The sequence below is a fragment of the Gemmobacter lutimaris genome (genome assembly GCF_003570715.1).
Taxonomy (GTDB): Bacteria; Pseudomonadota; Alphaproteobacteria; order Rhodobacterales; family Rhodobacteraceae; genus Gemmobacter; species Gemmobacter lutimaris.
On sequence record NZ_QXXQ01000003.1, the window covers coordinates 142,738 to 168,729 of the forward strand.

A 25,992-nucleotide genomic window follows, 5' to 3' on the forward strand; every position below is an offset into this window, starting at 1 on the left:
GTCTGACGTTGCGTCATCGCCGCGTGAAAGGCAAAGGCGGAACCGCCGCAGGAGATGGATATGGAAATGACGGCGCGGGACCGGGGGGTCTTGCTGGCGGCGGGAATGGCGGTTTTTGTGCTGATGGGGGCTGTGCAGGCGGTTTATGGCCCGGCGCTGCCGGTGATCGCGCGGGAAACCGGGAGGGGCCTCGCTTCGGTTTCGGTGCTGTTCACGGCGCATTGGATCGGCGCGGCGCTGGGCGTGGCGGCGATGTTCGCACTGGGCACACGGATGACGCCGCGCGTTGTGGTGTTGGTGCTGGCAGCGGGATCCGCCCTGCTGGGTGCCGGGCTGGGCTGGAACACCATGCTGGCAGGCGCGGTGCTGGCAGGCATGGGCCAGGGATGCGCCGCCGTCTTGTTCAACCCGCGTCTGCTGGGGGCTTATGGTGCGCGCGGCCCGGCCATGCTGACCCTGATCAATGCGATTTTCGGGGCGGGGGCGATTCTGGCGCCGCTTGCTTTCGTCGCATTGGCGGGGGCGTTCCGGCCTCTGTTTCTGGTGCTGGCAGCGGGTTTTCTCCTGACGCTGGTGCTGGCGCGCGATGTCGGGCGACCGGCTGTCAGCACGGCGCGGGGCGCTCTGCGGATCGACTGGATCGTGCTGGGTTTCGGTGCCTTCGGCGTCGGGTTTGAGGCGACACTTATCGGCCTTGGCCCTGCCGCGCTGGTGCGGGCTGGCCTGTCCGAGGTCAGCGCGGCGGAAATGCTCAGCCTGTTCTTCGTGGCCTTTCTTGCCGCGCGGGTGCTTCTGGTCTTCGTCGCGCATCTGGTCGCGCCCTTCACGCTTTATACGCTGTCGGTTGCCGGTCTGGTGCTGACGCTTTGCGGTGCCGTCATTCTTGAGCCGGGCTGGATGTTCGTCGCTGCGGGCGCCTTTGCTGCAACGATCTTTCCGGGCTATTTCGTGGCTGCGGTGCAAAGGATGGGGCATGACCCGCGCGTCTCGCCGCTGGTTGTGGCCGGGGGGCTGGTCGGCGGTATTGGTATGCCCTTTGTCCTGGCGCAGATGGCTGAACAGATGGGGCCGCGCGGCCTGTTCGTGGCCCTTGCGGCGATGGCTGTGGCGGTGTTGGTTGCGGCGCTGGCATTTGGCCTGCGTGGGCGCATCCCGGTCGAATCTGACCGGCAGGGGGCCTGACCCGGCCCCCTGAAAGCCCTAGAGAAACCGACGCGGCGCCAGTGTGATATCGCGCAGGGCGTGACCGCCTGAAATCAGCCGCCACAGATGCACCATGGCCAGCATGTCATCGGCCTTGGGCAGTGCATGGCCCGCATGGTCCCGCAGTTTCAGAACGCGCTGCCCGTCGAGCATTTCTGTTGTCATGTCCGTTATTCCCTTGCTGGATCGCCCCCGAGACCAGCGTGAACAGGCGGAATTAACGGCAGCTTACCTGCCTGTGGCGGGAATATGGCGCTTCCTTCGGGTTGCACTCAGTTGTGCAGCGGCACACGTCCTGACGGGGTCAGGTGGAACACCTCGCGCCCTTCGAAGGCGACGGCAGTCAAAGGTCCGCCATAGGCAGCACCACTGTCGAGGTTCAGCCGGTTGCCGTAATGCATCGGTGCATCCAGCGCGGTATGGCCATGCACGATCAGCGCACCATGATCCCGGTCGTCCGAAAGGAAGGGTTCGCGGATCCAGACGAGGTCGGTTTCCGTCTGATCCTCGAAGGCGACACCGGGGCGGATACCGGCATGGACGAAGACCAGCTCACCCAGTCTGTGCATCGTGGGGCGGGACGCCAGCCAGTCGCGGTGTGCCTGGGGCACTGCCGCCATCGCATCGGCATGGACCGGCGCGACCGGCCGGTCGCCGGGGGCATGGATGCCGTAGGATGCAAGCGTGGTAGCCCCGCCAAGGCGCGGGTGCAGCCAGCTGTAGTCGGGGCGGAGTCCCGGATCCTGTGCCGCAGGATCATCCAGAAACAGGCTGAACATGCGGTCGTGATTGCCCTTCAGCACCACCCAGTCTTCGCCGCGTGCCTGCCCGTGCAGCAGATGTTCGATGACACCGCGGCTGTCCGGGCCGCGATCCACCAGATCGCCCAGATGGATGACCGGGGCGGGGCCGCCATGGCGGGCCATATCCTCGGTGATGAGGTTATGGGCGGTCAGCAACAGGTTCAGGTGGCCGTGGATGTCACCGATGGCATAGGCGCGCATGGGGTATCCCTTCGCGGGTTGGGAAGCGCCGGGGGCTTCACGCCCCCGGACCCCCGTGGAGTATTTGGACAAGGGGCAAAGGGCAAGGGTGCCACAGGCGCTGAGGTCGGGTTGCGGCGCGGGTGAGCGGATTTCACGGGCGGAACGGCTGTCGCGCCGCCTTGAAAGGAAAAGGGCCGGGGGATGCCCGGCCCTTTCGTATCATGCGACGTGGAATTGCAGCGGTTTGACTTGCTGGAACATGCCGGTCGCCTCCAGCGTGTCCACCACCTTCGGGTCGATGGCCTGATCGAGATACAGGAGCGCGATGGCATCCTGCCCGACGCCGGAACGGCCAAGGGTGAAGTTGGCGATGTTCACGCCGTTCTTGCCCATCGTCATCCCCAGCAGGCCGATGATGCCCGGCACGTCCTCGTTGGTGGTGTAGAGCATATGGGCGCCGACTTCGGCGTCAATATTGATACCCTTGATCTGGATGAAGCGCGGCTTGCCATCGGCGAAACAGGTGCCCGCGACCGAGCGTTCGCGCTTGTCCGTTACCATGGTGACCTTGATATAGGCGTCGAAGGCGCCGGTCTTGTCCTGTTTGGTGGTCGAGACCTGAATGCCCTTGTCCTTGGCGACGATGGGGGCGGAGACGAGATTCACATCGGGGTTATGCGCCTTCAGCACACCGGCGATGACCGACTGGTTCAGCGCGGCGAGGTTCATATCGGCCACGCGGCCATCGTAGAGGATATTGATGGCCTTGATCGGCTCGTCCGTCATCTGGCCGATGAAGGCACCCAGATGGTCGGCCAGCTTGATCCAGGGGCCCATGATGGCGGCCTGTTCGGCGGTGACGTTCGGCATGTTCAGCGCGTTCTGCACGGCGCCGGTCAGCAGGTAATCCGACATCTGCTCGGCCACTTGCAGCGCGACGTTTTCCTGCGCTTCGGTGGTCGAGGCGCCGAGGTGCGGGGTGCAGACGACGTTCGGGTGGTTGAACAGCACGTTCTCGGTCGCCGGTTCGACCTCGAACACGTCGAGCGCGGCGCCTGCCACATGGCCGCTGTCCAGCGCGTCTTTCAGCGCCGCCTCATCGACCAGACCGCCACGGGCGCAGTTGATGATGCGCACGCCTTTCTTGGTCTTGGCGAGGTTCTCGCGCGACAGGATGTTGCGGGTCTTGTCGGTCAGCGGAACGTGCAGGGTAATGAAATCGGCCTTGGCCAGCAGCTCTTCCAGCTCGACCTTGTGCACGCCAAGCGTCTTGGCGCGCTCTTCCGAGAGGAAGGGATCATAGGCGATGACCTTCATCTTCAGCCCAACCGCACGGTCGCAGACGATGCCGCCGATATTGCCCGCGCCGATCACGCCGAGCGTCTTGTTGAACAGCTCGACCCCCATGAATTTCGACTTTTCCCATTTCCCGGCATGGGTGGAGGCATTGGCCTCGGGGATCTGCCGGGCGACGGCGAACATCATGGCGATGGCATGTTCAGCGGTGGTGATCGAGTTGCCGAAGGGCGTGTTCATCACGATCACGCCTTTCTTGGACGCGGCCGGGATGTCCACATTGTCCACACCGATGCCGGCGCGGCCCACGACCTTCAGGTTCGTTGCGCTTTCCAGCAGCTTTTCGGTGACCTTGGTGGCCGAGCGGATGGCGAGGCCATCATACTGGTTGATAAGTTCAGCCAGCTTTTCCTTGTCCTTGCCTAGCTTCGGCATGTAATCAACCTCGACGCCACGGTCGCGGAAGATCTGGACGGCGGTTTCGGAAAGTTCGTCGGAAACGAGAACGCGGGGAGCCATGGGGTATCCTTTGCGAATATCTGTTCACATTGATGCGCAGGCGCATCCGGGGGGATGGGGAAGGGGGCACGTGCGGCGCCCCCGAAAGGATCAGGCAGCTTCGGTCAGCGCCGAAATCTCGGCGGCGAAGGCGAATTCAACCCAGGGCATCAGCGCCGCCACATCGGCGGTTTCCACTGTGGCGCCACACCAGATGCGCAGGCCCGGAGGTGCGTCGCGATAGGCACCGGCATCCAGTGCCACGCCCTCTTTCTCCAGCCGTTTCGCTACGGCCTTGGCGAAGGCGGCGCCGTCCTTGATGCGGGCATCGGTGAACTTGAGGCAGACCGAGGTGCAGGAGGCCGTGGCTGGATCGACCGCCAGATTGGCGATCCAGTCCCTGTCGGCAATGAAATCGGCAATCGCCTTGGCATTGCCTTCGCTGCGCGCGATCAGCCCCTTCAGCCCGCCGATGGATTTCGCCCATTTCAGCGCGACCAGATAATCCTCGACGCAGAGCATCGACGGGGTGTTGATCGTCTCACCCGTAAAGATGCCTTCGATCAGCTTGCCGCCCTTGGTCATGCGGAAGATCTTGGGCAGCGGCCAGGCGGGAGTGTAGCTTTCCAGCCGCTCGACCGCGCGGGGGCTGAGGATCAGCACACCATGGCCACCCTCGCCGCCCAGCACCTTCTGCCAGGAGAAAGTGGTGACATCGAGCTTGCCCCAAGGCAGGTCCATCGCGAAGGCGGCGCTGGTGGCGTCACAGATGGTCAGGCCCGCACGGTTTGCCGGGATCGCATCGCCATTCGGCACGCGCACGCCCGAGGTGGTGCCGTTCCAGGTGAACACGACATCCCGGTCGAAATCGACGGTGGTGAAATCGACGATCTCGCCATAACCGGCCTTCTGCACCTTGGCGTCCAGTTTCAGTTGTTTGACGACATCGGTAACCCAGCCATCGCCGAAGCTTTCCCATGCCAGCATTTCCACCGGACGTGCGCCCAGAAGGCTCCACAGCGCCATTTCCACGGCGCCGGTGTCAGAGGCGGGCACGATGCCGATGCGGTAATCCGCAGGCACGCCCAGAATTTCACGGGTGAGGTCGATGGCCTCTTTCAGCTTCGCCTTGCCCACAGCGGCACGGTGCGAGCGACCCAGCGGCGCATCAGCAAGCATGTCGAGGGTGAAGCCGGGAAGCTTGGCACAGGGGCCAGACGAAAAACGCGGATTGGCCGGGCGCGCAGCCGGGGCGATCAGATCAGCCATGGTATCCTTCCAGATATAAGCCTCTCGTTGGGGAGAGGTGTCCCGCTGCTGTGCTTATGGAAGGTCCAAGATCCTTGCAAGCGGAAATGTCGTTTCCGATAGGAAACCCGTCGTTTGCGATCGGGGCGACCCCTCCGTGGGGCGCCCCCGGGTTTCACCCGACCAACAGGGTATCGGCGAGGGCCGCCTTGTCGGTGATCCCGTTGAGGATCAGCCGGTCATCCGCGCCGAAATCGAAAACCAGATTGCCGCGCCGCACCTCGGCAAGGTCGGCAATCTGGGCTGCGGACAGTTCCGCACCGTGCCACAGGGCCGGGTCAAGGCGCAGGTGGTCGCGTGTCAGGTCGAAATCCGTGATGCGGTCGATCCCACGGCCATAGACAAAGGTATCGGCCCCTTCACCGCCCGTCATGCGGTCGTCGCCCGCGCCGCCGTCAAGGCGGTCATTGCCGCTGTCGCCATCGAGCGAGTCGCGGCCGTCGCCACCCAGCAGCGTATCGGCGCCGCGTTGGCCTTCCAGCCTGTCGTTGCCCGCACCTCCGTCCAGCCTGTCGCGGTCATTTCCGCCTTCAAGGCCATCATTGCCGGTGCCGCCAAGCAGCGTGTCATTTCCCTTCTGACCGCGCATCGTGTCGCCGCCGGCGCTGCCTTCCATCCGGTCCCTGCCGGTGCCGCCGATCATCAGATCGTTGCCATTGCCGCCCAGCATCCTGTCATCGCCGCCCGCCCCCCAGAGCGAGTCGGCGCCATTGAACCCGTAAAGGCTGTCCCCCTGAGCGGTGCCTTGCAGGGCGTTTGCATCTGCATTGCCCATGAGCAGGCGATCAGGATCGAAAAGCGCAACGAAGATGTCGGGGTCACTGGCCGAATTTTCGGTCGAGGCTATGGCGATGCGGCCGTCCTCCAGCCGGGTAAGCGCGCTGTCATGCGTGCCCAGTGTCGGGTGATACCAGTCTGAGAGCACCAGTTCGACACCCCTGCGGCTGCCGTCGGCCTCGAACAACTGCCCCATCAGCCCGTTCCCGCGCGACGAGTTGTTGTTGCTCCAGCTGACCATGAAGCCGCCATCCTCCAGTGCGACCACGGCGGGCTGGGTCTGCTGCCCGAAGGTCTGGGTATTCACGTCGATTTCCGCGCCGCGCATCGTGCCGTCGGCGTCGAAGACCTGGGCGCGGATGCAACTGCCCGACCCGTCGCCATAGCCTTGCCAGACCACGACGAAACCGCCGTCTTCCAGTGTGGCGATGACCGGATCGGCGTCAGTGCCGTCGGTGGTGGTCTGCGGCTGGAACTCCTGTTCCTTCGCGGTGCCGTCCGCCTCGAACAGACGCAGCCAGATCGAGGTGGAGCCATCGGAATCGCGCCCCGATGTGTTCTGGAACACTACGGCGAAGCGGCCTTCCTTCAGTGCGGTGCCACGCGCATCGGTCACCGATTCATAACCCCAGGGCGAGCGCCAGTCGCCATTGACCGGGAAAGGCTGCACAGCAACAGAACCATCGGCGTTGTAGATCACGCCATTCACACCGATCGTGCTGGTTGCGGCCCCCTTCGGTCCGAAATCCGTCCACAGAACCAGCGTGCGGCCATCGTCCAGCGCCACGGCATCGGTTGGGCCATATGCGCCCCCGGCTTCTGCGTAGCTGCCGGATTGAAGCCCCTTCGCTGTGAAGATGCCAGTCTGGATCTGGTTGTATTTCACCCCCGAGTCAGACCAGCTTGCCGCGAAGCCTCCGCCCGGCAGGGGGGCGAGGGACGGCGAAGTATCCCATTCGGCATTGCCGCCCTGAAGCGTCAGCTCTGCCCCGAGGGGTTTGCCGTTGGCCCCGAAGCGCTGTGCGAGGATATCGCTGTCCAGATAGGGGTCGGGGGTGGTGCTGTCGCTATGGCTGACCCAGGCGATAACGAAACCGCCACCCTCCAACGCCGTGATGGCTGGTTGGTCCTGCTGTCCGTCGGTGGTGGTGTTCACCCGCCGGGCGGCGAGATCGAGTGTGATGCTCATGGTCTTGCTCCTCCGGTCTTCAGGCGAACAGGGATTGCCCATGCTCGCCCTTCACCGAACAGTATGGTCCGGCTTCGGGGCGGGGCGCTGATGCAGATCAACGCCGATGTCGTTTTGGCTGGACGGTGGCTGCAAGGTCGCGTCTTTTGGCGCTGGCGCAGTTGCGCCGGGATATTTCAAGACCAGGGAACGGATGATGAGGAAAGCCATTTTCGCCACTTGCGCACTGATCGCGCTGGCCCCGCCGGCCTTTGCCGACGATGTGACCGATGCGCTGGACGCCGCGACGGCCGCCTATGCGTCAGGAGATCTGAACGGCACGGCGGCGCAGGTCATCGCGGCAGGCAAGGCGGTGCAGGCCTTGCAGGCCGGGCGGTTGCAGGCCCTTTTGCCCGAGGCACCTTCGGGTTGGACGCGTGAGGTCGATGCCGAGGCGGCCAATGGCATGGCGATGATGGGCATGGCCGGAACGATGATTTCCGCCCGATACGCTGATGCGGGTGGCAACGGCTTTACCCTGACGCTGACCGCCGACAGCCCGCTTGTGGCCTCGATGGCGGGGGTTCTGGGCAATGCGCAGATGATGCAGATGATGGGCAAGGTCACCAAGGTCGGCGGGCAGGATATGCTGGAACAGGGCAGCGATCTGTCGGCGCTTGTCGGCAACCGGGTGCTGGTGCAGGCGCAGGGGATGGAGCCGACGGACATGGTTCCGGTGCTGGAACAGCTCGATTTCACAAAGCTGGCCACATTCGACCGCTGACCGGCAGCACGACAATCATGGGTGGCGCATCTGCGCCGCCCTCGCGTGTCAGGCGATGGATTGAGATCTATTGCCCCGTCCCGCTGCATTGTTACCAAGTCGTCACCTGACTTTGGCGTGGCTGTCATGCAGCGCGCATAGCTATCGCCCCGACTCGAACGGAAGGGGCGGGGATGCTGCAAGTCCGCAATGTATCGCGCGTGTTCGGCCAGAAGGCCGCGGTAGATAATATCAGCTTTGATATCGACCGCCCTGCATTCGTGGGAATCATCGGCCGTTCCGGTGCGGGCAAATCGACCTTCCTGCGCATGATGAACCGTCTGACCGACGCCAGCACCGGACAGATCATGGTTGAAGGCCGCGATATCCTTGCGCTGAAAGGCGCTGCCGCCCGCGCATGGCAAAGCAATTGCGCGATGATCTTCCAGCAGTTCAACCTTGTGCCACGCATGGATGTGGCCTCGAATGTGCTGCACGGCATTCTGAACCGCCGGTCCACGCTTCAGACGCTGTTCAATCTCTGGCCCCGTGCCGACATCCTGAAGGCGCTGGAAATCCTTGACCGGCTGGGCATCGCCGAGCAGGCGCCAAAGCGGGCCGAGGCGCTTTCGGGCGGTCAGCAGCAGCGCGTCGCCATCGCGCGGGCGCTGATGCAGGACCCCCGCATCATCCTTGCCGACGAACCCATTGCCAGCCTCGACCCGATGAATGCGCAGATTGTGATGGACACGCTGAAGCGCATCAATGTCGAGGATGGCCGCATGGTCATCGCCAACCTGCACACGCTGGATACTGCGCGGCGCTATTGCGACCGGGTGATCGGCATGCGGGACGGTCGCATCGTCTTTGACGGCACGCCCGAACAGCTTTCGACCGGCGTTGCGCGCGACATCTACGGCGCCGACGACAGCTTCAACGAAGCCGCGACCTCCACCTCCATCCCCGCCGATACCGCGCCCGACCGGGCCTGGGCCGAGCGGATGCTGGCCAACTGACCCCGTTTCACCCGCCCCGCAGGATGCAGGGCAGAACCCGGAGCACCCCGATGAAAAACCTCCTCCTCGCCCTTGCCGCGACCACCGCGCTGACCGGCGCTGCCAGCGCCGAAGGCATCACCCAGTTCAATGTCGGCATCCTTGGCGGCGAAAACGCCCAGGATCGCATGACCTCGAACGAATGCTACCGCGCGAAGATCGAAGAGGCGCTGGGCGTGCCGGTCAAGGTCTTTACCCCGGCCGATTATGACGGCGTGATCCAGGGCCTTCTGGGCGGCTCGCTGGACCTCGCGTGGCTGGGCGCCTCGGGCTATGCCAAGATCTACCTGACCGACCCGGAAGCGGTGGAGCCTGTTCTGACCAAGCAGAACATGGACGGCTCGACCGGCTACTACTCGATCGGTTTCGCCCGCAAGGACTCGGGGATCACCTCGATCGAGGATGCCAAGGGCAAGGTCTTTGCCTTCGGTGAACCGAATTCGACCTCGGGCTATCTGGTGCCGGGTGCAGAGCTGCAAGAGAAGTATGGCAAGCTGGAAGATTACTTCGGTGAAGTGAAATTCTCGGGCGGCCACGAGCAAACCATCGTCGGCGTTGCCAAGGGCGATTTCGCGGCTGGCGTGAGCTGGGCTGACGGTCTGGGCAACTGGGAAGACGGCTACAATTCCGGCGCCTTCCGCAAGGCTGCCGATGCGGGCCTCGTCGACATGAATGACCTCGTGGAAATCTGGAAGTCGAAGCTGATCCCCGAAGGGCCGATGGTGGTGCGCAAGGCGCTGCCGCAGGACGTCAAGGACAAGGTGATCGCGCTGACCGCCGATCTTCATGAAACCGACAAGGATTGCGCCTATGGCGTGGCTGCGGGCGAAGCCAAGGACTTCGTTCCGGTTACCCATGACGAGTATCTGGGCATCGTTGCGGCCCGGAAGCTGCAAGAAGGCATGTGAGTTTTTCTGACGTGTCGCCGGGTTCCCTGAAGGGAGCCCGGCAATTTCTTTTCCGGCCCCGCAACAGGACTGCACAATGGTAGATATCGCCTTCGGCCCGCAGGGCGACAAAGGCCCCGGCCCCACGAACGGGCGCGACGCCTATCTTGATTTGGTGCGTCGCCGCCGCATGTATGGCGGGATTCTGCTGGTGCTGTTCGTGGCGCTGATGGCCTCGGGTTTCCGTCTCGCCGAAAGCCGCAATGCGGGCGGGTTCATCGACGGGTTGCCGCAGGTCTTTGCCTTTCCTTCGGAAGTGATTTCCGAAGCCTGGGCAAAACGGGCCGAGGTGCCGGGCCTGATCTGGGCGCATGTGCCCTCGCTGATCGAGACGATCAACATCGCGGCGGTGTCCACACTTGCGGGCGGGCTGGCCGCCATGGTGCTGGCCTTGCTGTCCACGCGGGGGCTGTCGCGCTGGCCGCGCCTCACCGGCGTGTTCCGCCGCATGATGGATGCCTTTCGCGCCGTGCCCGAAATCGTCATCGCGCTTGTGCTGATCTACCTCTTGGGCGGTGGCCCGGTTCCGGCAGTCATCGCCATCGCCCTGCATACCTCGGGGGCTCTGGGGAAGCTGTTTTCCGAAGTGGCCGAAAATGCCGATCTGAAGCCGGTCGAGGGGCTGACCTCGGTGGGTGCCACATGGGGACAGAAGATGTGGCTGGGCATCATCCCGCAGGTGGCGCCGAACTGGATCAGCTATGCGCTGCTGCGGTTTGAAATCAATGTGCGCGCCTCGGCCATCCTTGGCTTCGTGGGCGAGGGCGGCATCGGCCACGATCTGAAACTGGCGATGCAATGGGGGCAGGGGCGCTATGACGAGGTGGTGGCGATCTTCCTGCTTTTGTTCCTGACCATCGTGGCCATCGACCGCCTGTCGGACCGCGCGCGTGAAAAACTGGTGAGGGGGCGCTGAACATGGCCGTGACCGAATTTCCCGATGGACGCGCCGTGCTGACCGAAACGGTCACCCGCAACTTCACCCGGCACAGCCGCATGGCGCTGGCGGTGCCTGCGGTGATCTGCGCCTATTTCGTCTATATCTTCTTTGCCTTCGACATTGCGGGCATCGCCGCGCGCCTCCGGCCCGACAATGCGGTCATTCTTCTGTCGGATTTCTGGTCTTACAAGACCCATGTGACCCGCGACAACCGCAGCGGCAGGCTCAGCGTCGCCATCGAGGGCGAGGCGAAAGGCGCTTATCCCGAAGGCCAGTTGCCCGATTGGGTGACGCAGGCGGGCGACACCACGGTCATCGACCTCGGCGGCGGCAATATCGTCACCTATGACGCGGCCGGTGCGCGCTATGTGGTGCCGGGCTACGGCACCATCGACATCGCGCCCGAAGACGGCAAGCTGCGCCTGACCACGCCTGAACCGCTGCCAGACTGGATCAACGCCTCTGACAACCGGGTCAGCGTCACCACCGATGCCGGGCGCTTCGCCTATACCCGGTCGAAGGTTGAAACCTTCCGCTATCAGCCGGGGTGGGAACTGTTCTTCTTCACACTCGACAGCCCCTTCGCGGGCAAGGGCGTGGGCGAACTGGCCGCGCTGGCGCTGTGGGGCGAACGGGTTGATCCCGCGCGCGGTAATCTGGGCTATATGCTGTCCGAGTTCTGGAACAACCGCATGTGGCGCCATGGCGACGTCGCCTGGGCGATGTTTGAAACCGTGCTGATGGCCTTCCTTGGCACCATGGGGGCGGCGGTGATCGCCCTGCCGCTGGGCTTTCTGGCCGCGCGCAACTTCATGCCGCTGGGGCCGCTGCGCTTTGCCATGCGCCGGGTGTTCGATTTCATCCGCGGCGTGGACGGGCTGATCTGGACCATCATCCTCAGCCGCGCCTTCGGCCCCGGCCCGATGACCGGCGCGCTGGCCATCCTGCTGACCGACACCGGCAGTTTCGGCAAGATGTTCTCCGAAGCGCTGGAAAACATCGACGAGAAACAGGTGGAGGGCATCCGCTCCACTGGCGCCAGCGCCGTGCAGCGCGCGCGGTTCGGGGTGATCCCGCAGGTGACGCCGGTGCTGGTGAGCCAGGTGCTTTACTATCTCGAATCCAACACCCGCAGCGCTACAGTGATCGGCGCCATCGTCGGCGGCGGCATCGGCCTGTTGCTGACGCAGGCCATCATCACCCAGAAAGACTGGGAAGAGGTCGCCTACTACATGGTGCTCATCGTGCTGATGGTCATGGCGATGGACAGCCTGTCGGGCTGGCTGCGCAAGAAGCTGATCAAGGGATAAACCCGTGCCGAAACTTTCCGCGACCGAAGCCTTCGTCCATCCGGGCTGCCAGATCGTAAATTCCACCTTCGGCGCCTATTGCGAGGTGGGTGAGGGCAGCCGGGTGCTGAACTCCGACTTCGGGGATTATGCCTATTGCGACCGCATGGCTGACATTGCCAATACGACCGTCGGCAAATTCGCCAACATCGCCGCGATGACGCGGATCGGGCCGACGGATCACCCGTTCACCCATGCCGCGCAGCATCATTTCCTGTATCGCTCCTCTTACTATTGGGAGGATGCCGTGGATGATCCGGCCTTCTTTGCCGCCCGCGCGGCCCGGCGCAGCACACTGGGGCCGGATTGCTGGGTCGGCCATGGCGCGATCATCAAACCCGAGGTGACCATCGGCGCCGGGGCCATCGTCGCCTCGGGGGCCGTGGTCACGCGCGATGTGGCGCCCTTCATGATCGTGGCAGGCTGCCCCGCCGTGCCGCTGCGCGCCCGCTTCACACCACAGGTCACGGACCGCCTGCTGGCGCTGGGCTGGTGGGATTGGGATCACGCGACGCTGCGTCAGGCGCTGCCCGATTTCCGCAGCCTGCCGGCCGAGGCTTTCCTTGAGAAATACGGTGGCTAACGCACCTGTCGCGTCAGGCGGACAATCTGGTTCAGCACGGTCATCGGGCCGGTGGCGCGCAGAATATCGACGATCATCAGCCCATCCGACGCCATACCCCGCCAGAAGCCACGCTTGACGGATTTGGCGGGGCTGGCAACACCGGGCCAACGCACGACTGCGGGGCGCAGGCCGTGATTCAGCATCAGCCGGTTCAGGAAGACCTCGAAACCGAATTTCGGCAGGCTGTCCAGCGCGGTCAGATGCGGGGCGATCAGGGTGCGCGGCAGCATGCGTTCGCCCGAGATGTAATCCACCCCCAGCCAGCGCCAGAGCCGTGGCGCATTGCCGCGCAGGGACAGGCTGACATCGGCCCGACCTTCCAGCACGGGCCAGACAAGTTGGGTGACATCCGCCGCCGTCAGCCCGGTCAGATCCGCGTCGATCAGCAACAACCAGTCGCCGTCGCTGGCGGCGATACCCTGCGCCAGCGCCCGTGTCTTGCCCCGGTTCGGCACAAGGCGCAGCACCTCTGCCCCGGCTTTTCGTGCAACCTCTGCCGTGCCATCCTGCGAGCCGTCGTCTATGACCAGAACCCGGTCGATCATGGAATGCCCGACCAGCACGCCCAGAACGGCGCCGATCCGCGTTGCCTCGTCATGGGCGGGAACCAGACAGGTGATCTTGCCCCTCATCGGCCGACCTTTCGTTTATGTACGAACCACAATGTCCCGGCCAGCGCGGCAAGTGCGGTGAGCACCAGTGCGCCGTGAAAGATCCAGTCGTCGATCCGCTGCCAGGCCGAGCCGAACACCCAGCCCAGCCCGACGAACAGCAGGCTTTTCGGGATCGAGGCCAGCAGGTTGACCAGCAGGAATTTCCCGAAATCCATTCGGGCGATGCCTGCCGCCGTCAGCACGGCCGCACCTGCCGAATGGGTCAGCTTCCCCACCACTAGCAGCCGCGTGCCCTGCGCCCGGAACGCCCGCACCAGCCGGGCAAGGCGCGGTCGGGTCAGTCCGATGCGGTCCAGCCAGCGTTGTGGCACCAGACGGCGCCCGTGCCGTCCCAGCGCGTAGAACAGCGCGTCGCCGGCCACATCGGCAAGGATGACGCAGATGACCACCGCTGGCAGATCCATCAGCCCCAGCCGCGCCAGATAGGCCGCGATGACGGTGACCACCGGCCCTTCGATCAGGGCAAGCGGCGCGAGGATCAGCAGGCCGTGGCTCTGGATCAGGGCCACCAGATCGGGTTCAGGCATCATTGTGGCCGGATTACTCCGCCGGGTGCAGCGTCGGGGCAGCAGCGGCATCACCCATGGTATTGCCGCGCCAGTCAAAGCCGCGCCGCAGGAAGGTAGTGGCCCAGATTGCCGGGATCATCAGGTCGCGCAAAGGGAGCACGGCGATGTCCTGCCAGCCCGAGGGCCAGCCCGCCCGCCGCATCAGCCGTGCTTCGGCAGCATACCAGAGACCCAGGTAGCCCAGAACCAGTGCAGGCGAGAGACCTGCGCCTGCCAGTGCGCCAAGGCAGACGAGGCCGGGCAGCACGGAACCATTCGCCGGCTCCGCCCCGAAAAGCTGGGGAAACCCGTCGCGGCGGATGCGGCTCCAGCGTAGTTGACGGTTCCATACCTGCGAAAGGCGTCGCCGTCCCACCGGCTGTGCGAAGGGCAGGGGAGTCAGCCGCACCCTGAGGCCGATGTCGCGCATCAGATGGGTCGCCGCCGCATCCTCGGCCAGTTCGCGGCCCAGAACGGCCAAGCCTCCGAAGCGTTCGATCAGCGGTTTGTTGAAGAACAGCGTCTTGCCTTGCGCATAGCCCTTGCCAAGGCTGTCGGCGGCGAATTGCAGTCGCGCCTGATTGCCGTTCAGGAAGGCGCATTCCAGCCGTCCGGCAAGGCCCTGCGGGCGGATGCCCACGGCGGGCGAGGACACCAGCCCTGTCGCCGGCCCCCAGCTTGCCACCACGCGCGACAGATAATCGGGCGGCAGCAGCAGGTTCGCATCTGTCATGCAAACCCATTCCGCAGTGTCAGAATACCAGCCCTTCCAGACATTGTTGATCTTCGGGTTGCGCGTCACCCGTGCCTCGCCCACCAGCAGACGGGCCGACACCTGCGGATGTTCCGCGATCAGGTGGCGGATCAGCGGCAGCACCGGATCGTCGGGCGATGCGGCGCAGAAGATCACGTCATATTCCGGGTAATCCTGCGTGAAGGAGGTGCGCAGCGTTTCGGCATCGAACGGGTCCAGCCCACAGACCGGACGCAGCAGGGTCACGCGCGGCGTGCCGATCAGTCCGGGCGCGGCGGGCCGGTCGGTCTCCAGCCTGCGGAGGAACAGCACCACCGAGGCATAATGCACCGCCAGAAATCCGGTGGCGACAAGGGCAAGCAGTAGGGCGATCATCAGGCACCTGCAAATTCGGGTTCAGCGGTGGCGCGGCCCGGCAGCAGCGCGGGCGCCTTGCGCGCATCCAGCAGGCGCAGGCTGCCGTCCGCGGCTTCGGCCAGCGCGGTCAGGCTGTCGATCCAGTCGCCGCAATTGGCATAGGTCAGACCGAAATCGTCATGCAGCCCGGCAATGTGGAAATGCCCGCAGATCACGCCATCGACCTTCTGTCCACGGGCAAGGCGCAACACCTTCCGTTCGTGCGCGCGGCCCAGATACAGCAACGCATTGACCGAGGTCAGCAGCATGTCCACCGCGCTGCGCGCTTCGGGCGGGGTATCGGGGCGGCGGCGGGTCAGCAGGCGTTCGAACCGGCGCAGGCCATGGTCGATCCGGCTGCCCAGACGGGTGAAGATATGGGCCCGGAACAGCCGCCCGTCGCAGGCATCGCCATGCAGGACCAGATAGCGACGGCCATCGGCGGCGGTATGGATCAGTGCATCCTGCGCCTCGGCCGGAACGCGGCAATGCTGCGGTGCGCGGTCGGGGAAAGGATCGTGATTGCCGCGCAGGTAAAGGATATGTGCGCCCTCGGCCTTGCGGGCCGCCAGATGGTCGATCACCGCCTGATCCGCCGCGCTCCAGTGCGGCAGCAGCGGATGCCAGAGGTCGAGGATGTCACCCACCAGCACATAGGTTTCAGCCCGATGCGCTGTCAGGAAGGCCAGCACCAGATCCGGCCGCGCGCCAAGAGCGCCCAGATGCAGGTCGGACAGAAACAGCGTCCGATACTGGCAAGCGGCGGCGGGTCGGCGGTCCGGCTGGGTCACGGCAAGGCTCCGTCACGGGGTCGTGAGCGGACCATGGGCACAGAAGGCCACGATTTGATGACGTTTCGCTTGCAGTTTCACGACGATTGCGGCGCTGCGGCGAAAACCCGGCTCAGGCGACGCGGCGGCCTTGAACCCAGACACCCCGCACCGCGCCTGCCTGGCCGATCCGTGTGACGCGGATGACATCGGCCCTTCCACCCGGCACCAGATGGCCGCGATCTTCCAGCCCTGTTGCCTCGGCCGGGGCGGCGGTCACGGTGGCAACGCCGCGCGCGGTATCGCCCCAGACATCGCCCAGCATCAGCGCCGCCGACAGAAGCGATGAGGGCACATAATCCGACGACACGATGTCCAGCAGATCCGCCTGTGCCAGATCCAGTGCCGCGACATTGCCGGAATGGCTGCCGCCGCGAATGAGGTTCGGCGCCCCCATCATCACGCGGATGTCGTGGTCATGGCAGGCTTGTGCGGCCTCGGTCGTCGTGGGAAATTCGGCGAAATGCACACCATGCCCGGCCGAAACCGCAACTTGCGGCCCGGTCGTGTCGTCATGGCTCGCCAGCACCGCGCCGAAGCGCCGCGCCTCGGATACGACAGCCGCCTCATGCACTGCGCCCACGCGATCACGCAGGGCGCGCTGGTCGGCGATATGGGTGTGAAACTCCGCCTCGCTGAGACCATGCTTGCCGCAGAGGTAATCCTTCAGCTTGGTCACATCGCGGAATTGCCGCTCGCCCGGTGTATGGTCCATCAGGCTGACAATGCCGATACGATCATCCGGGCCGAACTTTGCCAGTTCATCCACCAGCGTTTCCGAGCAAACCTCGGCGCGCAGATGCAGGAAATGGCTGATCCGCAGCGCGCCCTGTGCCCGCAGGTCCAGAATTTCATCGGCCAGTGCACGGGCATATTCGCCGTAATTGGCCTTCTTGTTCGATACGACCGACCCCACGCGCAGCGCGTCGAATACCGTGGTGATGCCGACGCTGGCAAGCTCGGCGTCATGGGCGATGATGGCGGCCTGATGCGGCCAGCCGACACGCGGGCGCGGTTCGATATGGCGTTCCAGATTGTCGGTATGCAGTTCGATCAGGCCGGGCATCACCAGATCACCCGCGCAGTCGATGGCACCCGCGGGCACGGCGGCCCCTTCGGCAATGTCGGCTATCCGCCCGTCGGACAGCCGCACCTGGCCGCGCAGGGTCTCCCCCGGCAGAACAAGGGTGGCATTGGCGAGGATCGTATCGGTCATTTCGGAAAGTCCTGTCTTGCGGTTCCGGGCGCAGGCGGCTGCAATGGCACGAAACCGTCACGCCTTTGTGACAGTCGCAGGCTAGGCCACCCGACATGGAAAAGATGAAACGCTATGCTGTCTATTATGCCCCGCGCCCCGGCGCCTTTGCCGCGCGGGCGGCGGAATGGCTGGGCTGGGACCCGGTCGCGGCCGAACCTCGGCCGCAGCCGCAATTGCCGGGCCTGCCCGGCACGGTTGCCGATCTGACGGCCGAGCCGCGCAAATACGGCTTTCACGGCACGATCCGCGCGCCCTTCCGCCCGGCCGAAGGGTTGGGGCAGGAGGATGTTGCGGCGGGGGTGGCGGAGCTTGCCAGCCGTCTGAAGCCCGCCGTCTGTGACCGGCTGCGGCTGGTCAACCTGCACGGCTTTCTGGCGCTGATCCCCGAAGGTGGCGAGGCAGATTTTCTGGCGCTGGGTGCTGCGGTGGTCGAAGGCACCGATGCCCTGCGCGCGCCACTGAACGAGGTCGAAATCGCCCGCCGCCGCCCCGAACGGCTCAGCCCCCGCCAGCGCGCTCTGCTGGACCGCTGGGGCTATCCCTTCGTGATGGAGGAATTCCGCTTTCACCTGACGCTGACCGGCAGCCTGAGCGCGCCGGACGCCGCAGCGACGCGCAAGGTGCTGGAGCCGCATTTTGCCCCGGTCCTGCCGCAGCCTTTCGTGATCGAGGATCTGTGCCTGTTCGGCGAGGATAGTGCGGGTCGCTTCCATTTTTTGCATCGCTACGCCCTGACCGGCTGAAGCGCCGCCAGAAACCGCGCGACGCCCTCGGACAGCGTGCCGTCGTTGCGCACCTCGATGGCCTTGATGCCCTCGGGCAGGGTAAATGCCGCGCGGGCCAGCCGGGCGCGGATATCGGCCTCTGGCTCGCGTCCCCGCGCGGCCAGGCGCTGCGCCAGAACCGCATCCGGCGCGGTGACAAGGATCACCCGCAGTCCGGGAAACCGCGCCTGCGCCTGCGGCAGGGCCATGCGCGAGCCGTTGAAGATCACCACGCCCGGTGCGGCGAGCTGCGCTTGCGGGATGCCATAGTTCAGCCCATGCGCCTGCCAGTCCAGCGCGAAGTCACCGGCGGCCTTGCGCGCGGCGAAGTCCTCGGGGCTGACCCCTTCGAAATCCTCGCCTCCGGCCTCGGTCGGGCGGGTGATCACCCGCTGCACCAGCCGCAGATCGGGCCGCGCCGCCACTGCACCGGCGATCAGCGTATCCTTCCCGGCCCCGGAAGGTCCGACTACCGCGACCAGCACGTCAGGCCGCCAGACGCGGGGTGAAGCCGGTCACATCGACCAGCCGGTCGCAAACGCGATCCCGCGCCGCCTCGTCATGGAAGATCCCCACGATGGCCGCCCCGCGCGCCTTGGCCTCTTCGATCAGCCCCAGAACCACCTCGCGGTTGGCGGCATCCAGACTGGCCGTCGGCTCGTCCAGCAACAGCGCCGGATAGGGATGTGCGAAGCCGCGCGCGATGTTCACCCGCTGCTGCTCGCCGCCCGAAAAGGTGGTGGGCGACAGGCCCCAAAGCCGCTCGGCAATGTTCAGCCGCGCCAGCAGATCCGCCGCCCGCGCCCGCGCCGCATCGACCGGCACGCCCAGTTGCAGCAGCGGCTCCGCCACCACATCCAGTGTCGGCACGCGCGGCACCACGCGCAGGAACTGACTGACATAGCCCAGAACCTCGCGCCGCAGCCGGATGATCTCGCGCGGGGCGGCGCGGGCGACATCCAGATCGCCGACCCGGATGCTGCCGCCGGCGGCCAGATAGTTGCCGTAGATCATCCGCATCAAGGTGGATTTCCCCGACCCCGACCGCCCGGTCAGCCCGACGCACTCGCCAGGCGTGACGGAAAGCGCCGCCCCCGCCATCACCGGGATCACGGCGCTGCCCTGATTGTGCAGGGTAAAGACCTTGGAAAGATTGGTAATCTCGATCATAGCCAGCGTTTCCACTTGAAGAAAAGATAGGTCAGCACCGCCGAGGCCAGCATCAGTGCCAGCGCCATCGGATAGCCGAATGCCCATTGCAGTTCCGGCATATGGGCGAAGTTCATCCCATAGGCCGAGGCGATCACTGTGGGCGGCAGGAAGATCACCGCCACCACCGAAACGATCTTCACCGTTTTGTTCTGGGCAAGGTTCACCATGCCCAAAGTCACGTCCGAGGCCATGGCGACCCGGCTGGTGAGGAAGTCGCCATGGACCTCCAGCGCCCGGATGTCGCGCATCAGCCCCTTCACCACCGGACGCAAGCCATGGCCCGCCCCGGCCTCGTCCAGTGCCTGCCCGAAGTAACTGATGGCGCGTTCCAGCGTCAGCAGCGACTGCCGCACCCGGCTGATCAGGTCACTTTCACGGGCGACCTGACGCAGTGCCTCTTGCAGCGCGTCGTCGCTCGCCTTGGCGCCTTCCTCGAACACCCGCGCCATCAGCGTGTCCAACCCCCGCCCGGTGCCCTCCATCAGATCGGCCAGCCGCCCGACGATTTCCTCCATCAGCGACAGGAACACCCTGCGCGGATCGCCGCAGCCTGGACCGACGCGGTCCGCGCGTTCGGGATAGGTTTCGAACGGTCGCGGCGCATGGTGGCGCACAGTCACCAGCCGTTCGGGGTGAAGGATGAAACAGACCGGGCCGGACATCGGCGCCTTGGTCTCGCTCAATCCCGGCAGCACCACAGTCAGATAATCGACGCTGCCCTCACGATAGAGACGGTTCGAAACCTCAATCTCTTCCATATCGGCCAGCGTCGGCACTTCGACGCCCAAGGCCTGCGCCTGATCCACCTGACCGGACAGCGGGCGGTACAGATCCACCCAGATGGCCGCAGCCAGATCGCTGCCCTGCGGCAGCGGCTTCAGTTTCCGGTCGGCGGGGGCATAGGCGTAAAGCATGGGTCAGACCTGAAGGACAGAGGATACCAGCAATTGCGTATACCCGTGCTGCGGGTCGTCCAACACCTGATCGGTCAGCCCCTGTTCCACCACCCGGCCCGATTTCATCACCATCAGCCGGTCGGCGAGCAGACGCACCACCGCAAGGTCATGGGTGACGATCACGACCGACAGCCCCAGATCGCGCACCAGTCCGCGCAAAAGATCCAGCAAGCGCGCCTGCACGCTGACATCCAGACCGCCGGTCGGCTCGTCCATGAACACCAGCCGCGGCCCGGTCACCAGATTGCGCGCGATCTGCAAACGCTGCTGCATGCCGCCGGAAAAGGCGGAAGGGCGGTCGTCGATCCGGTCGGCGGCAATCTCCACCCGGCCCAGCCAGTCAGTCGCGGTGTCGCGGATGGCGGCATAGTTCCGCGCACCCACCGCCATCAGCCGCTCGCCGACATTGCCGCCGGCACTGACCCCCATGCGCAACCCGTCGCGCGCATTCTGATGCACGAAGGCCCATTCGGTGCGGCTCAGCCGCCGCCGCTCCGGTTCCCCCAGCGCACCCATGTCGCGGCCATCGTAAAGGATGCGCCCCGCATCCGGCTTCAGATGCCCGGCCAGACAGCCCAGCAGCGTGGATTTGCCCGAACCGCTTTCGCCCACGATCCCCAGAACCTCACCGGGAAACAGATCGAACGTCACATCGGTACAGCCGATCCGGCTGCCATAAAGCTTCATCACGCCCTGAACCGACAAAAGCGGCCGGTCCTCTTTGACCTTGGCACAAGTATCCATATCCACCGCCCCCATCGCGCGATCCCCTTGGGCAGGAGCGCCAAAATTCTTCAAAGAATTTTGTCCCCCGGTCATTCTGCCGCTCCCGGCTGGCCCAGCCGTCCGACATGTCCTGCCGCGCGGCGTCCCGCACAGAAATCGGTGTCGGAACAGACATACATCCGGCTGCCCCGGTCATCGGTGATGACCTCGTCCAGATAGCTGTCACCGGCGCCGCAGAGGTCGCAGTCATGCGGCGCTTTCGATGCCTCGAACGGGTGATCCTCGAAATCGAGGCTGATAACCTGTGTATAGGGCGGCAGGGCATAGATGCGCTGCTCGCGGCCTGCACCGAAGAGCTGGATCGCCGGATTGTCCGACAGTTTCGGATTGTCAAATTTCGGGATCGGCGAGGGGTCCATCACATAGCGCCCCTCCACCTTCACCGGATAGGCATAGGCTGTAGCAATGGTGCCGTGACGGGCGATGTCCTCGTAGAGCTTCACATGCATGAGCCCGTATTCCTCCAGCTCGTGCATCTTGCGTGTCTCGGTCTCGCGCGGTTCCAGAAAGCGCAGGGGTTCCGGGATGGGCACCTGATAGACGAGGATCTGGCCCTCGCAGAGCGGGGTTTCAGGGATGCGGTGGCGGGTCTGGATCACGGTGGCCTCGGCGGTCGCCTCGGTCACCGCCACCCCTGCCGTGCGCTGAAAAAACTTGCGGATCGACACGGCGTTGGTGGTGTCGTCGGCGCCCTGATCGATGACCTTCAGCCGGTCGTCAGGCGTCAGACAGGCCGCGGTCACCTGCACCCCGCCGGTGCCCCAGCCATAGGGCATCGGCATTTCGCGGCTGGCGAAGGGCACCTGATAGCCCGGCACCGCGATCCCTTTCAGGATCGCGCGGCGGATCATCCTCTTGGTCTGTTCGTCCAGATAGGCGAAGTTGTAAGCATCAGACATGGCAGGACCACATGAAGGGAAGCAGGAAATGGAGGCATGGATTTTCGCCATCGTGATCGGTGTAATCGTAGGAGGCGTCTATATCCGGCAGAACAAGCTTCCGCTGGCCGGGCTGCCACGAAACCATACCTCTGATGGGGGATCTGACGACGGGGATGGCGGTGGAGATGGCGGCGGCGACGGGGGTGGGGACTGATCTCATTCCGCCGCCTCCTGTATCTGCATCGCCTCGGCCCGCAGGCGGCGCACCAGTTCCAGTTCGGACTGGAAATCGACGTAATGCGGCAACTTGATATGCTCCAGAAATCCGGTGGCCTGGATGTTGTCGCAATGGCTCAGCACGAATTCCTCGTCCTGCGCCGGGGCGCCGGTGAAATCCTCGCCCAACTCCTGCCAGCGCAGCGCGCGATCCACGAGGCTCATGGCGATGGCCTTGCGCTCGGTCTGGCCGAAGGTCAGGCCATAGCCACGGGTGAATTGCGGCGGTTCGGTTTTCGAGCCCTTGAACTGGTTGACGGTTTCACATTCCGTCAGTTCGACCTCGCCGATCTCGATGGCGAAGCCCAGCTCGGGAATGTCCATTTCCACCGGCACGCGGCCAATGCGCAGTTCGCCGACGAAGGCATGGGTGCGGCCGTAGCCGCGCTGGGTGGAATAGGCCAGCGACAGGATGAATCCCTCATCCCCCCGCGTGATGGCTTGCAGCCGCAGCGGGCGGTTCGCGGGCAGTTCCAGCGGTTCGCGTGTCAGGTCAGGCGGCGGCGTCTCCTCGCGCGGGGCGGCTTCGATCAGCCCGTCGCGGTCCAGAAGGCCGGTGACATGCGGCACCGTCTCAGGGCTGGCGGGCGCCAGTGGCGCGACCGGCAGCTCGCCCTCGGCCGCCAGTTTGAAATCCAGCAGGCGGTGCGTGTAATCGAAGGTCGGCCCCAGCACCTGCCCGCCGGGCAGATCCTTGAAGGTGGCGCTGACGCGGCGGTCCACCGCCATCGCGGCCGTTTCCACCGGCTGCGAGGCGCCAAGGCGTGGCAGTGTGGTGCGATAGGCGCGGATGAGGAAGATCGCCTCAATCAGATCGCCGCGCGCCTGCTTGATCGCCAGCGCCGCCAGATCGGGGTCATACAGCGATCCTTCGGCCATCACCCGGTTCACCGCCAGCTTCAACTGCTCGCGGATCTGCGGCAGGGTCAGTTCAGTGACCGATGGATCGCCGCGCCGTTCTTCGGCCAGCCAGGCATGGGCGTTGTCGATGGCGCGTTCGCCACCCTTGACGGCGACATACATCAGGCTTCCTCCACGATGGTGGATCGGGGCAGGGCGGCGAGCATGTCGCCGCTGGTGAAGTAGCAATCGAACCCCAGCGGAAAGAGCGCGCGATTGGCGCGGAATGCCGCGATCTCGGGCAGCGACAGTTGCGCCGTGTCACGGATGCCGGGGCCACGGAGCGTTACGCCGGTCGCGGAAAGCGTGGGCAGTTCCACGATCAGCGTGGCGGAACGGTCCGGGTAATCTGGCTGGCCGATGCGGAAGCGGGTCAAAGGATGCAGCGCGGCCCAGTCGCCCACCGCGAAATCTGCCTGATCCGCCGGGGCGAAGGGGGCGCCGGTATGGAAGGTGATCCAGTCGCGCACCGCCGGGCAATCGACCGTCCCGGCCAGATGCACCGGCGTCGTTGTATCGGCAAGCGTCAGCAAGAGCGCCCCGGCAGCGGGCGACAGCGGCGCGGGCGGGGTAGCGCCAGTCAGGCGATGCAGGGTGCCGGGGCGGGCCATCGCCTCCAGCGCGGCGCGGAAGGCATGGGCGGCCTCGGTCGCGGGCGCGGCGAACCCGCCGGTCAGGGCTTCGGGCGTCATTGATCCTCTCCGCGGACCATGGTGAAGAATTCGACCTTTGTTGCAGCCGCCTTGGCGGCGCGGGTCGTGCGGGTGGTCTCTGCCTCTAGCCGCAGGGGATGCAGCACCTGCGCCTCGATCCGCGCGGCCTCGGGCGTTTGCATCAGCGCATCCACAACGGCGGCGCGGCGGGCGTGATCCTTGTCGCGGCCCTGCACATAGGCATGGCCCACAGCGCCGCATGCCAGCCGCAGCGAGCAGCGAGTCACCGTCATCTCGCCCAGATTGAACGGGGCGCCGGTGCCGCCGACGCGACCCCGCACCATGACGGAACCCACTTCGGCCGGGCGCAGCAGCGCGGTTTCAGGCAGGTCGGGCAGCAGGGCGGCAAGCCGCGCGGGTGGCGCCTTGGCCAGAAGGGACATCCAGCCCTTCCGCGCCAGATCTTCCGGGCGTTCGGTCATCTGATCCTCGACAGGTTGCGGATTTGTCTAGTTTACTATACAACTAGACAAGTGATAGCCGATGACCTGAGTCGGCACAACGCCCGATGGCATGAAACTTTTGCGACAGGAGATTCCGTGGCCCGCAGCCCGATCTGGAAATCCATTGCCGACACGCTGGCCGCCGAGATTGCCGAGGGCTTGTATCGACCCGGCGACAAGCTGCCGTCAGAGGCGGATCTGGCCAGCCGTTTCGGCGTGAACCGCCATACGGTGCGGCATGCGCTGGCGGTGTTGGCAGAGGCGGGAACCCTGCATGCCCGGCGTGGGGCCGGGGTTTTCGTCACCGCGCGGCCCACCGATTACCCGTTGGGGCGTCGCGTGCGCTTTCACCAGAACGTCGCCGCCTCGGGGCGCGCACCGTCGCGCCGGCTGACCCGGCTGGAGACCCGCCCCGCCAGCGCAGAGGAGGCCGAGGCGCTGACACTGGCCCCCGGCGCCCCGGTGCATGTGATGGAAGGCGTGTCGCTTGCCGACGGGCAGCCGCTGGCAGCGTTCCGGTCGGTCTTTCCTGCGGAACCTTTGCCCGGTCTGCTGGCTCTGCTGGAGGAATACCAGTCGGTCACTGCTGCCCTGACCGCGCTGGGCGTCGCCGATTACACGCGCGCCGAAACCCGGCTGACGGCGAAGCGCGCCGGGGCGGTGCTGGCGCTGGCCCTGCAAGTGCAGGAGGGCGCGCCGATCCTGCGTTCGGTGGCGGTGAATGTGGATGCGGCAGGGCGGCCGCTGGAATACGGCACCACTTGGTTCGCCGGGGACCGGGTGACGCTGACTGTCACGCCGGATTGACCTCAGGCCCGGTGATAGGGGGCGCCCGAAAGGATCGAGGCCGCGCGGTAAAGCTGCTCGGTCAGCATCACCCGCACCAGCATATGCGGCCAGACCATCTTGCCGAAACTGATGGAGAAATCGGCCCGCGCCCGTAGCGCAGGCGCGATACCGTCGGCTCCGCCGATGACGAAAGCGACATCCTGCCGCCCGTCATCGCGCCATTTCGCCAGATGATCGGCAAATTCCGGGCTGGACAGAAGCTTGCCGCGTTCGTCCAGCGTGATCAGCAAGGCGCCCGAGGGCAGCGCGCGCTCCAGCAGCGTCGCCTCTGCCTCCATGCCGCCGCCCTTGCGGTCCTCGATCTCATGTTCGGTGAAAGGCCCCAGCGCCAGCGCCCGGCCGGTGCGGTCAAACCGCGTTGTGTAATCGTCGATCAGATCACGCTCGGGGCCGGCGCGCAGCCGCCCCACGGCGCAAAGATGGACCCGCATCAGACCCCGGAGGTCGGGGCAGGGCGCTGCTGGCCCGCAGGCAGCCACATCTTTTCAAGCTGATAGAAATCGCGCACTTCCGGGCGGAACACATGCACGATGACATCGGCTGTGTCGATCAACACCCAGTCGCCGGTTTCCTTGCCTTCGACCTTGCACTGGCGGCCATAGTCCTGCTTCAGCCGATCAACCAGCTTTTCGGAAATCGCCGCCACCTGACGCGAGGACCGGCCCGAGCAGATGACCATGTAATCGGCCATGTCAGACCGCCCGCGCAGGTCGATCTGCACGATGTCTTCGGCCTTGTCGTCTTCAAGCGAGGTGATGATGCGGGCAAGCAACTCTTCGCTGGATGGGCCGGCGTCGTTCATGCGCTCGGCTCGCGGTCCGACCGGCAGGCCGGTCG

Annotated in this window: 30 protein-coding genes; 10 read left to right on the top strand and 20 right to left on the bottom strand. The window is 65.3% G+C overall.

Features of this window, described 5'->3' with window-relative positions; all coding sequences use genetic code 11:
• Positions 1 to 60 precede the first annotated feature (60 nt).
• Positions 61 to 1,182, top strand: a complete 1,122-nt coding sequence (locus D2N39_RS07155; protein WP_119134096.1) for an MFS transporter — start codon at positions 61 to 63, stop codon at positions 1,180 to 1,182.
• A gap of 18 nt (positions 1,183 to 1,200) precedes the next feature.
• On the opposite strand, the gene D2N39_RS22825 is transcribed toward D2N39_RS07155, so the two are convergent.
• The 5 genes from D2N39_RS22825 to D2N39_RS23305 form a co-directional block, all read right to left on the bottom strand.
• Positions 1,201 to 1,368 (bottom strand): hypothetical protein, encoded by a 168-nt coding sequence (locus D2N39_RS22825; RefSeq protein WP_158589785.1) that lies wholly within the window; start codon positions 1,366 to 1,368, stop codon positions 1,201 to 1,203.
• A gap of 107 nt (positions 1,369 to 1,475) precedes the next feature.
• Positions 1,476 to 2,207, bottom strand: coding sequence for a metallophosphoesterase family protein (locus tag D2N39_RS07160; RefSeq protein ID WP_119134097.1), 732 nt, complete (start codon positions 2,205 to 2,207; stop codon positions 1,476 to 1,478).
• A gap of 201 nt (positions 2,208 to 2,408) precedes the next feature.
• Positions 2,409 to 4,004 carry a phosphoglycerate dehydrogenase gene (gene serA / locus D2N39_RS07165; RefSeq protein WP_119134098.1) on the bottom strand — a complete coding sequence of 532 codons (1,596 nt, stop codon included), beginning with the start codon at positions 4,002 to 4,004 and terminating at the stop codon, positions 2,409 to 2,411.
• A gap of 90 nt (positions 4,005 to 4,094) precedes the next feature.
• Complete coding sequence (locus tag D2N39_RS07170; protein ID WP_119134099.1) at positions 4,095 to 5,252, bottom strand: phosphoserine transaminase; 1,158 nt, start codon at positions 5,250 to 5,252, stop codon at positions 4,095 to 4,097.
• A 154-nt stretch (positions 5,253 to 5,406) separates the two neighbouring features.
• Positions 5,407 to 7,257 carry a calcium-binding protein gene (locus D2N39_RS23305; RefSeq protein ID WP_158589786.1) on the bottom strand — a complete coding sequence of 617 codons (1,851 nt, stop codon included), beginning with the start codon at positions 7,255 to 7,257 and terminating at the stop codon, positions 5,407 to 5,409.
• 196 nt (positions 7,258 to 7,453) lie between these two features.
• Here D2N39_RS23305 and D2N39_RS07180 point away from each other — a divergent pair, with 196 nt between their 5' ends.
• The 6 genes from D2N39_RS07180 to D2N39_RS07210 all read left to right on the top strand — a co-directional run bounded on the left by D2N39_RS07180 (position 7,454) and on the right by D2N39_RS07210 (position 12,873).
• Positions 7,454 to 8,020, top strand: a complete 567-nt coding sequence (locus D2N39_RS07180) for a hypothetical protein (RefSeq protein WP_147373457.1) — start codon at positions 7,454 to 7,456, stop codon at positions 8,018 to 8,020.
• 173 nt (positions 8,021 to 8,193) lie between these two features.
• A complete protein-coding gene (gene phnC, locus D2N39_RS07185) occupies positions 8,194 to 9,015 on the top strand; it encodes a phosphonate ABC transporter ATP-binding protein (protein ID WP_119134102.1) in 822 nt (273 codons plus the stop codon).
• Positions 9,016 to 9,065: 50 nt separating this feature from the next.
• A complete protein-coding gene (gene phnD, locus D2N39_RS07190; RefSeq protein ID WP_119134103.1) occupies positions 9,066 to 9,962 on the top strand; it encodes a phosphonate ABC transporter substrate-binding protein in 897 nt (298 codons plus the stop codon).
• Between the two features lie 76 nt (positions 9,963 to 10,038).
• Entirely contained in the window at positions 10,039 to 10,917 is an 879-nt protein-coding gene (phnE, locus tag D2N39_RS07200) for a phosphonate ABC transporter, permease protein PhnE (RefSeq protein ID WP_119134104.1), read from the top strand.
• Positions 10,918 to 10,919: 2 nt separating this feature from the next.
• On the top strand, positions 10,920 to 12,251 hold the full coding sequence (gene phnE / locus D2N39_RS07205) for a phosphonate ABC transporter, permease protein PhnE (RefSeq protein WP_119134105.1): 1,332 nt from the start codon (positions 10,920 to 10,922) through the stop codon (positions 12,249 to 12,251).
• 4 nt (positions 12,252 to 12,255) lie between these two features.
• On the top strand, positions 12,256 to 12,873 hold the full coding sequence (locus tag D2N39_RS07210; protein ID WP_119134106.1) for an LbetaH domain-containing protein: 618 nt from the start codon (positions 12,256 to 12,258) through the stop codon (positions 12,871 to 12,873).
• On the opposite strand, the gene D2N39_RS07215 is transcribed toward D2N39_RS07210, so the two are convergent.
• The 5 genes from D2N39_RS07215 to D2N39_RS07235 form a co-directional block, all read right to left on the bottom strand.
• The gene (locus D2N39_RS07215) at positions 12,870 to 13,547 is read right to left on the bottom strand and encodes a glycosyltransferase family 2 protein (protein ID WP_119134107.1); all 678 of its coding nucleotides are present in this window, start codon (positions 13,545 to 13,547) and stop codon (positions 12,870 to 12,872) included. The genes D2N39_RS07210 and D2N39_RS07215 overlap by 4 nt on opposite strands.
• Complete coding sequence (locus D2N39_RS07220) at positions 13,544 to 14,119, bottom strand: DedA family protein (RefSeq protein WP_119134108.1); 576 nt, start codon at positions 14,117 to 14,119, stop codon at positions 13,544 to 13,546. Before D2N39_RS07220 ends, D2N39_RS07215 begins: the two co-directional genes overlap by 4 nt.
• Before the next feature lie 10 nt (positions 14,120 to 14,129).
• Positions 14,130 to 15,266, bottom strand: a complete 1,137-nt coding sequence (locus D2N39_RS07225; protein ID WP_119134109.1) for a ceramide glucosyltransferase — start codon at positions 15,264 to 15,266, stop codon at positions 14,130 to 14,132.
• On the bottom strand, positions 15,266 to 16,078 hold the full coding sequence (locus D2N39_RS07230; RefSeq protein ID WP_119134110.1) for a UDP-2,3-diacylglucosamine diphosphatase: 813 nt from the start codon (positions 16,076 to 16,078) through the stop codon (positions 15,266 to 15,268). Before D2N39_RS07230 ends, D2N39_RS07225 begins: the two co-directional genes overlap by 1 nt.
• Positions 16,079 to 16,190: 112 nt before the next feature.
• Entirely contained in the window at positions 16,191 to 17,333 is a 1,143-nt protein-coding gene (locus tag D2N39_RS07235; protein WP_119134111.1) for an alpha-D-ribose 1-methylphosphonate 5-triphosphate diphosphatase, read from the bottom strand.
• Positions 17,334 to 17,428: 95 nt separating this feature from the next.
• Between D2N39_RS07235 and D2N39_RS07240 the strand changes: the two genes are divergently transcribed.
• Positions 17,429 to 18,118: a DUF1045 domain-containing protein gene (locus D2N39_RS07240; RefSeq protein ID WP_119134112.1), complete on the top strand. Its 690-nt coding sequence runs from the start codon at positions 17,429 to 17,431 to the stop codon at positions 18,116 to 18,118.
• Here the strand turns inward: D2N39_RS07240 and phnN are convergent.
• The 5 genes from phnN to D2N39_RS07265 are packed head-to-tail and all read right to left on the bottom strand — an operon-like array spanning position 18,100 to position 21,992.
• Positions 18,100 to 18,624, bottom strand: coding sequence for a phosphonate metabolism protein/1,5-bisphosphokinase (PRPP-forming) PhnN (gene phnN / locus D2N39_RS07245; RefSeq protein WP_119134113.1), 525 nt, complete (start codon positions 18,622 to 18,624; stop codon positions 18,100 to 18,102). The two genes, D2N39_RS07240 and phnN, sit on opposite strands and share 19 nt — an antisense overlap.
• 1 nt (position 18,625) lies before the next feature.
• Positions 18,626 to 19,309 (bottom strand): phosphonate C-P lyase system protein PhnL, encoded by a 684-nt coding sequence (phnL, locus tag D2N39_RS07250; protein ID WP_119134114.1) that lies wholly within the window; start codon positions 19,307 to 19,309, stop codon positions 18,626 to 18,628.
• Complete coding sequence (locus D2N39_RS07255; protein ID WP_119134115.1) at positions 19,306 to 20,265, bottom strand: magnesium transporter CorA family protein; 960 nt, start codon at positions 20,263 to 20,265, stop codon at positions 19,306 to 19,308. Before D2N39_RS07255 ends, phnL begins: the two co-directional genes overlap by 4 nt.
• Before the next feature lie 3 nt (positions 20,266 to 20,268).
• Positions 20,269 to 21,066 carry a phosphonate C-P lyase system protein PhnK gene (gene phnK / locus D2N39_RS07260; protein ID WP_233557078.1) on the bottom strand — a complete coding sequence of 266 codons (798 nt, stop codon included), beginning with the start codon at positions 21,064 to 21,066 and terminating at the stop codon, positions 20,269 to 20,271.
• A 56-nt stretch (positions 21,067 to 21,122) separates the two neighbouring features.
• Complete coding sequence (locus D2N39_RS07265; protein WP_119134116.1) at positions 21,123 to 21,992, bottom strand: alpha-D-ribose 1-methylphosphonate 5-phosphate C-P-lyase PhnJ; 870 nt, start codon at positions 21,990 to 21,992, stop codon at positions 21,123 to 21,125.
• A gap of 28 nt (positions 21,993 to 22,020) precedes the next feature.
• Between D2N39_RS07265 and D2N39_RS22830 the strand changes: the two genes are divergently transcribed.
• Positions 22,021 to 22,188, top strand: coding sequence for a hypothetical protein (locus tag D2N39_RS22830; protein ID WP_158589787.1), 168 nt, complete (start codon positions 22,021 to 22,023; stop codon positions 22,186 to 22,188).
• A 2-nt stretch (positions 22,189 to 22,190) separates the two neighbouring features.
• Here the strand turns inward: D2N39_RS22830 and D2N39_RS07270 are convergent, their stop codons facing one another.
• From D2N39_RS07270 to phnG, 3 genes are read right to left on the bottom strand one after another with little or no spacing between them, the layout of a single operon-like run.
• Positions 22,191 to 23,273 carry a carbon-phosphorus lyase complex subunit PhnI gene (locus D2N39_RS07270; RefSeq protein WP_119134117.1) on the bottom strand — a complete coding sequence of 361 codons (1,083 nt, stop codon included), beginning with the start codon at positions 23,271 to 23,273 and terminating at the stop codon, positions 22,191 to 22,193.
• Entirely contained in the window at positions 23,273 to 23,842 is a 570-nt protein-coding gene (gene phnH, locus D2N39_RS07275) for a phosphonate C-P lyase system protein PhnH (protein ID WP_119134118.1), read from the bottom strand. The genes D2N39_RS07270 and phnH overlap by 1 nt, the downstream gene beginning before the upstream one ends.
• The gene (gene phnG / locus D2N39_RS07280; RefSeq protein ID WP_119134119.1) at positions 23,839 to 24,285 is read right to left on the bottom strand and encodes a phosphonate C-P lyase system protein PhnG; all 447 of its coding nucleotides are present in this window, start codon (positions 24,283 to 24,285) and stop codon (positions 23,839 to 23,841) included. The genes phnH and phnG overlap by 4 nt, the downstream gene beginning before the upstream one ends.
• Before the next feature lie 117 nt (positions 24,286 to 24,402).
• Between phnG and phnF the strand changes: the two genes are divergently transcribed.
• Positions 24,403 to 25,113, top strand: a complete 711-nt coding sequence (gene phnF, locus D2N39_RS07285) for a phosphonate metabolism transcriptional regulator PhnF (protein ID WP_119134120.1) — start codon at positions 24,403 to 24,405, stop codon at positions 25,111 to 25,113.
• A gap of 2 nt (positions 25,114 to 25,115) precedes the next feature.
• Here phnF and rlmH read toward each other — a convergent pair whose 3' ends face one another.
• Positions 25,116 to 25,586: a 23S rRNA (pseudouridine(1915)-N(3))-methyltransferase RlmH gene (rlmH, locus tag D2N39_RS07290; protein ID WP_119134121.1), complete on the bottom strand. Its 471-nt coding sequence runs from the start codon at positions 25,584 to 25,586 to the stop codon at positions 25,116 to 25,118.
• The gene (gene rsfS / locus D2N39_RS07295; protein WP_199725220.1) at positions 25,586 to 25,957 is read right to left on the bottom strand and encodes a ribosome silencing factor; all 372 of its coding nucleotides are present in this window, start codon (positions 25,955 to 25,957) and stop codon (positions 25,586 to 25,588) included. Before rsfS ends, rlmH begins: the two co-directional genes overlap by 1 nt.
• Positions 25,958 to 25,992: the final 35 nt, after the last annotated feature.

Coding starts and splice junctions, on each gene's coding strand:
- D2N39_RS07240 (WP_119134112.1), top strand. CDS start 17,429: ATGGAAAAGATGAAACGCTATGCTGTCTATTATGCCCCGCGCCCCGGC.
- phnD (WP_119134103.1), top strand. CDS start 9,066: ATGAAAAACCTCCTCCTCGCCCTTGCCGCGACCACCGCGCTGACCGGC.
- D2N39_RS22830 (WP_158589787.1), top strand. CDS start 22,021: ATGGAGGCATGGATTTTCGCCATCGTGATCGGTGTAATCGTAGGAGGC.
- rsfS (WP_199725220.1), bottom strand. CDS start 25,957: ATGAACGACGCCGGCCCATCCAGCGAAGAGTTGCTTGCCCGCATCATC.
- D2N39_RS07220 (WP_119134108.1), bottom strand. CDS start 14,119: ATGATGCCTGAACCCGATCTGGTGGCCCTGATCCAGAGCCACGGCCTG.
- phnC (WP_119134102.1), top strand. CDS start 8,194: ATGCTGCAAGTCCGCAATGTATCGCGCGTGTTCGGCCAGAAGGCCGCG.
- D2N39_RS22825 (WP_158589785.1), bottom strand. CDS start 1,368: ATGACAACAGAAATGCTCGACGGGCAGCGCGTTCTGAAACTGCGGGAC.
- serA (WP_119134098.1), bottom strand. CDS start 4,004: ATGGCTCCCCGCGTTCTCGTTTCCGACGAACTTTCCGAAACCGCCGTC.
- D2N39_RS07170 (WP_119134099.1), bottom strand. CDS start 5,252: ATGGCTGATCTGATCGCCCCGGCTGCGCGCCCGGCCAATCCGCGTTTT.
- D2N39_RS07235 (WP_119134111.1), bottom strand. CDS start 17,333: ATGACCGATACGATCCTCGCCAATGCCACCCTTGTTCTGCCGGGGGAG.
- phnK (WP_233557078.1), bottom strand. CDS start 21,066: ATGGGGGCGGTGGATATGGATACTTGTGCCAAGGTCAAAGAGGACCGG.
- D2N39_RS07155 (WP_119134096.1), top strand. CDS start 61: ATGGAAATGACGGCGCGGGACCGGGGGGTCTTGCTGGCGGCGGGAATG.
- phnH (WP_119134118.1), bottom strand. CDS start 23,842: ATGACGCCCGAAGCCCTGACCGGCGGGTTCGCCGCGCCCGCGACCGAG.
- D2N39_RS07215 (WP_119134107.1), bottom strand. CDS start 13,547: ATGAGGGGCAAGATCACCTGTCTGGTTCCCGCCCATGACGAGGCAACG.
- D2N39_RS07225 (WP_119134109.1), bottom strand. CDS start 15,266: ATGATCGCCCTACTGCTTGCCCTTGTCGCCACCGGATTTCTGGCGGTG.
- phnE (WP_119134105.1), top strand. CDS start 10,920: ATGGCCGTGACCGAATTTCCCGATGGACGCGCCGTGCTGACCGAAACG.
- D2N39_RS07255 (WP_119134115.1), bottom strand. CDS start 20,265: ATGCTTTACGCCTATGCCCCCGCCGACCGGAAACTGAAGCCGCTGCCG.
- phnG (WP_119134119.1), bottom strand. CDS start 24,285: ATGACCGAACGCCCGGAAGATCTGGCGCGGAAGGGCTGGATGTCCCTT.
- rlmH (WP_119134121.1), bottom strand. CDS start 25,586: ATGCGGGTCCATCTTTGCGCCGTGGGGCGGCTGCGCGCCGGCCCCGAG.
- D2N39_RS07265 (WP_119134116.1), bottom strand. CDS start 21,992: ATGTCTGATGCTTACAACTTCGCCTATCTGGACGAACAGACCAAGAGG.
- D2N39_RS07270 (WP_119134117.1), bottom strand. CDS start 23,273: ATGTATGTCGCCGTCAAGGGTGGCGAACGCGCCATCGACAACGCCCAT.
- D2N39_RS07180 (WP_147373457.1), top strand. CDS start 7,454: ATGAGGAAAGCCATTTTCGCCACTTGCGCACTGATCGCGCTGGCCCCG.
- phnE (WP_119134104.1), top strand. CDS start 10,039: ATGGTAGATATCGCCTTCGGCCCGCAGGGCGACAAAGGCCCCGGCCCC.
- D2N39_RS23305 (WP_158589786.1), bottom strand. CDS start 7,257: ATGAGCATCACACTCGATCTCGCCGCCCGGCGGGTGAACACCACCACC.
- phnL (WP_119134114.1), bottom strand. CDS start 19,309: ATGATCGAGATTACCAATCTTTCCAAGGTCTTTACCCTGCACAATCAG.
- D2N39_RS07160 (WP_119134097.1), bottom strand. CDS start 2,207: ATGCGCGCCTATGCCATCGGTGACATCCACGGCCACCTGAACCTGTTG.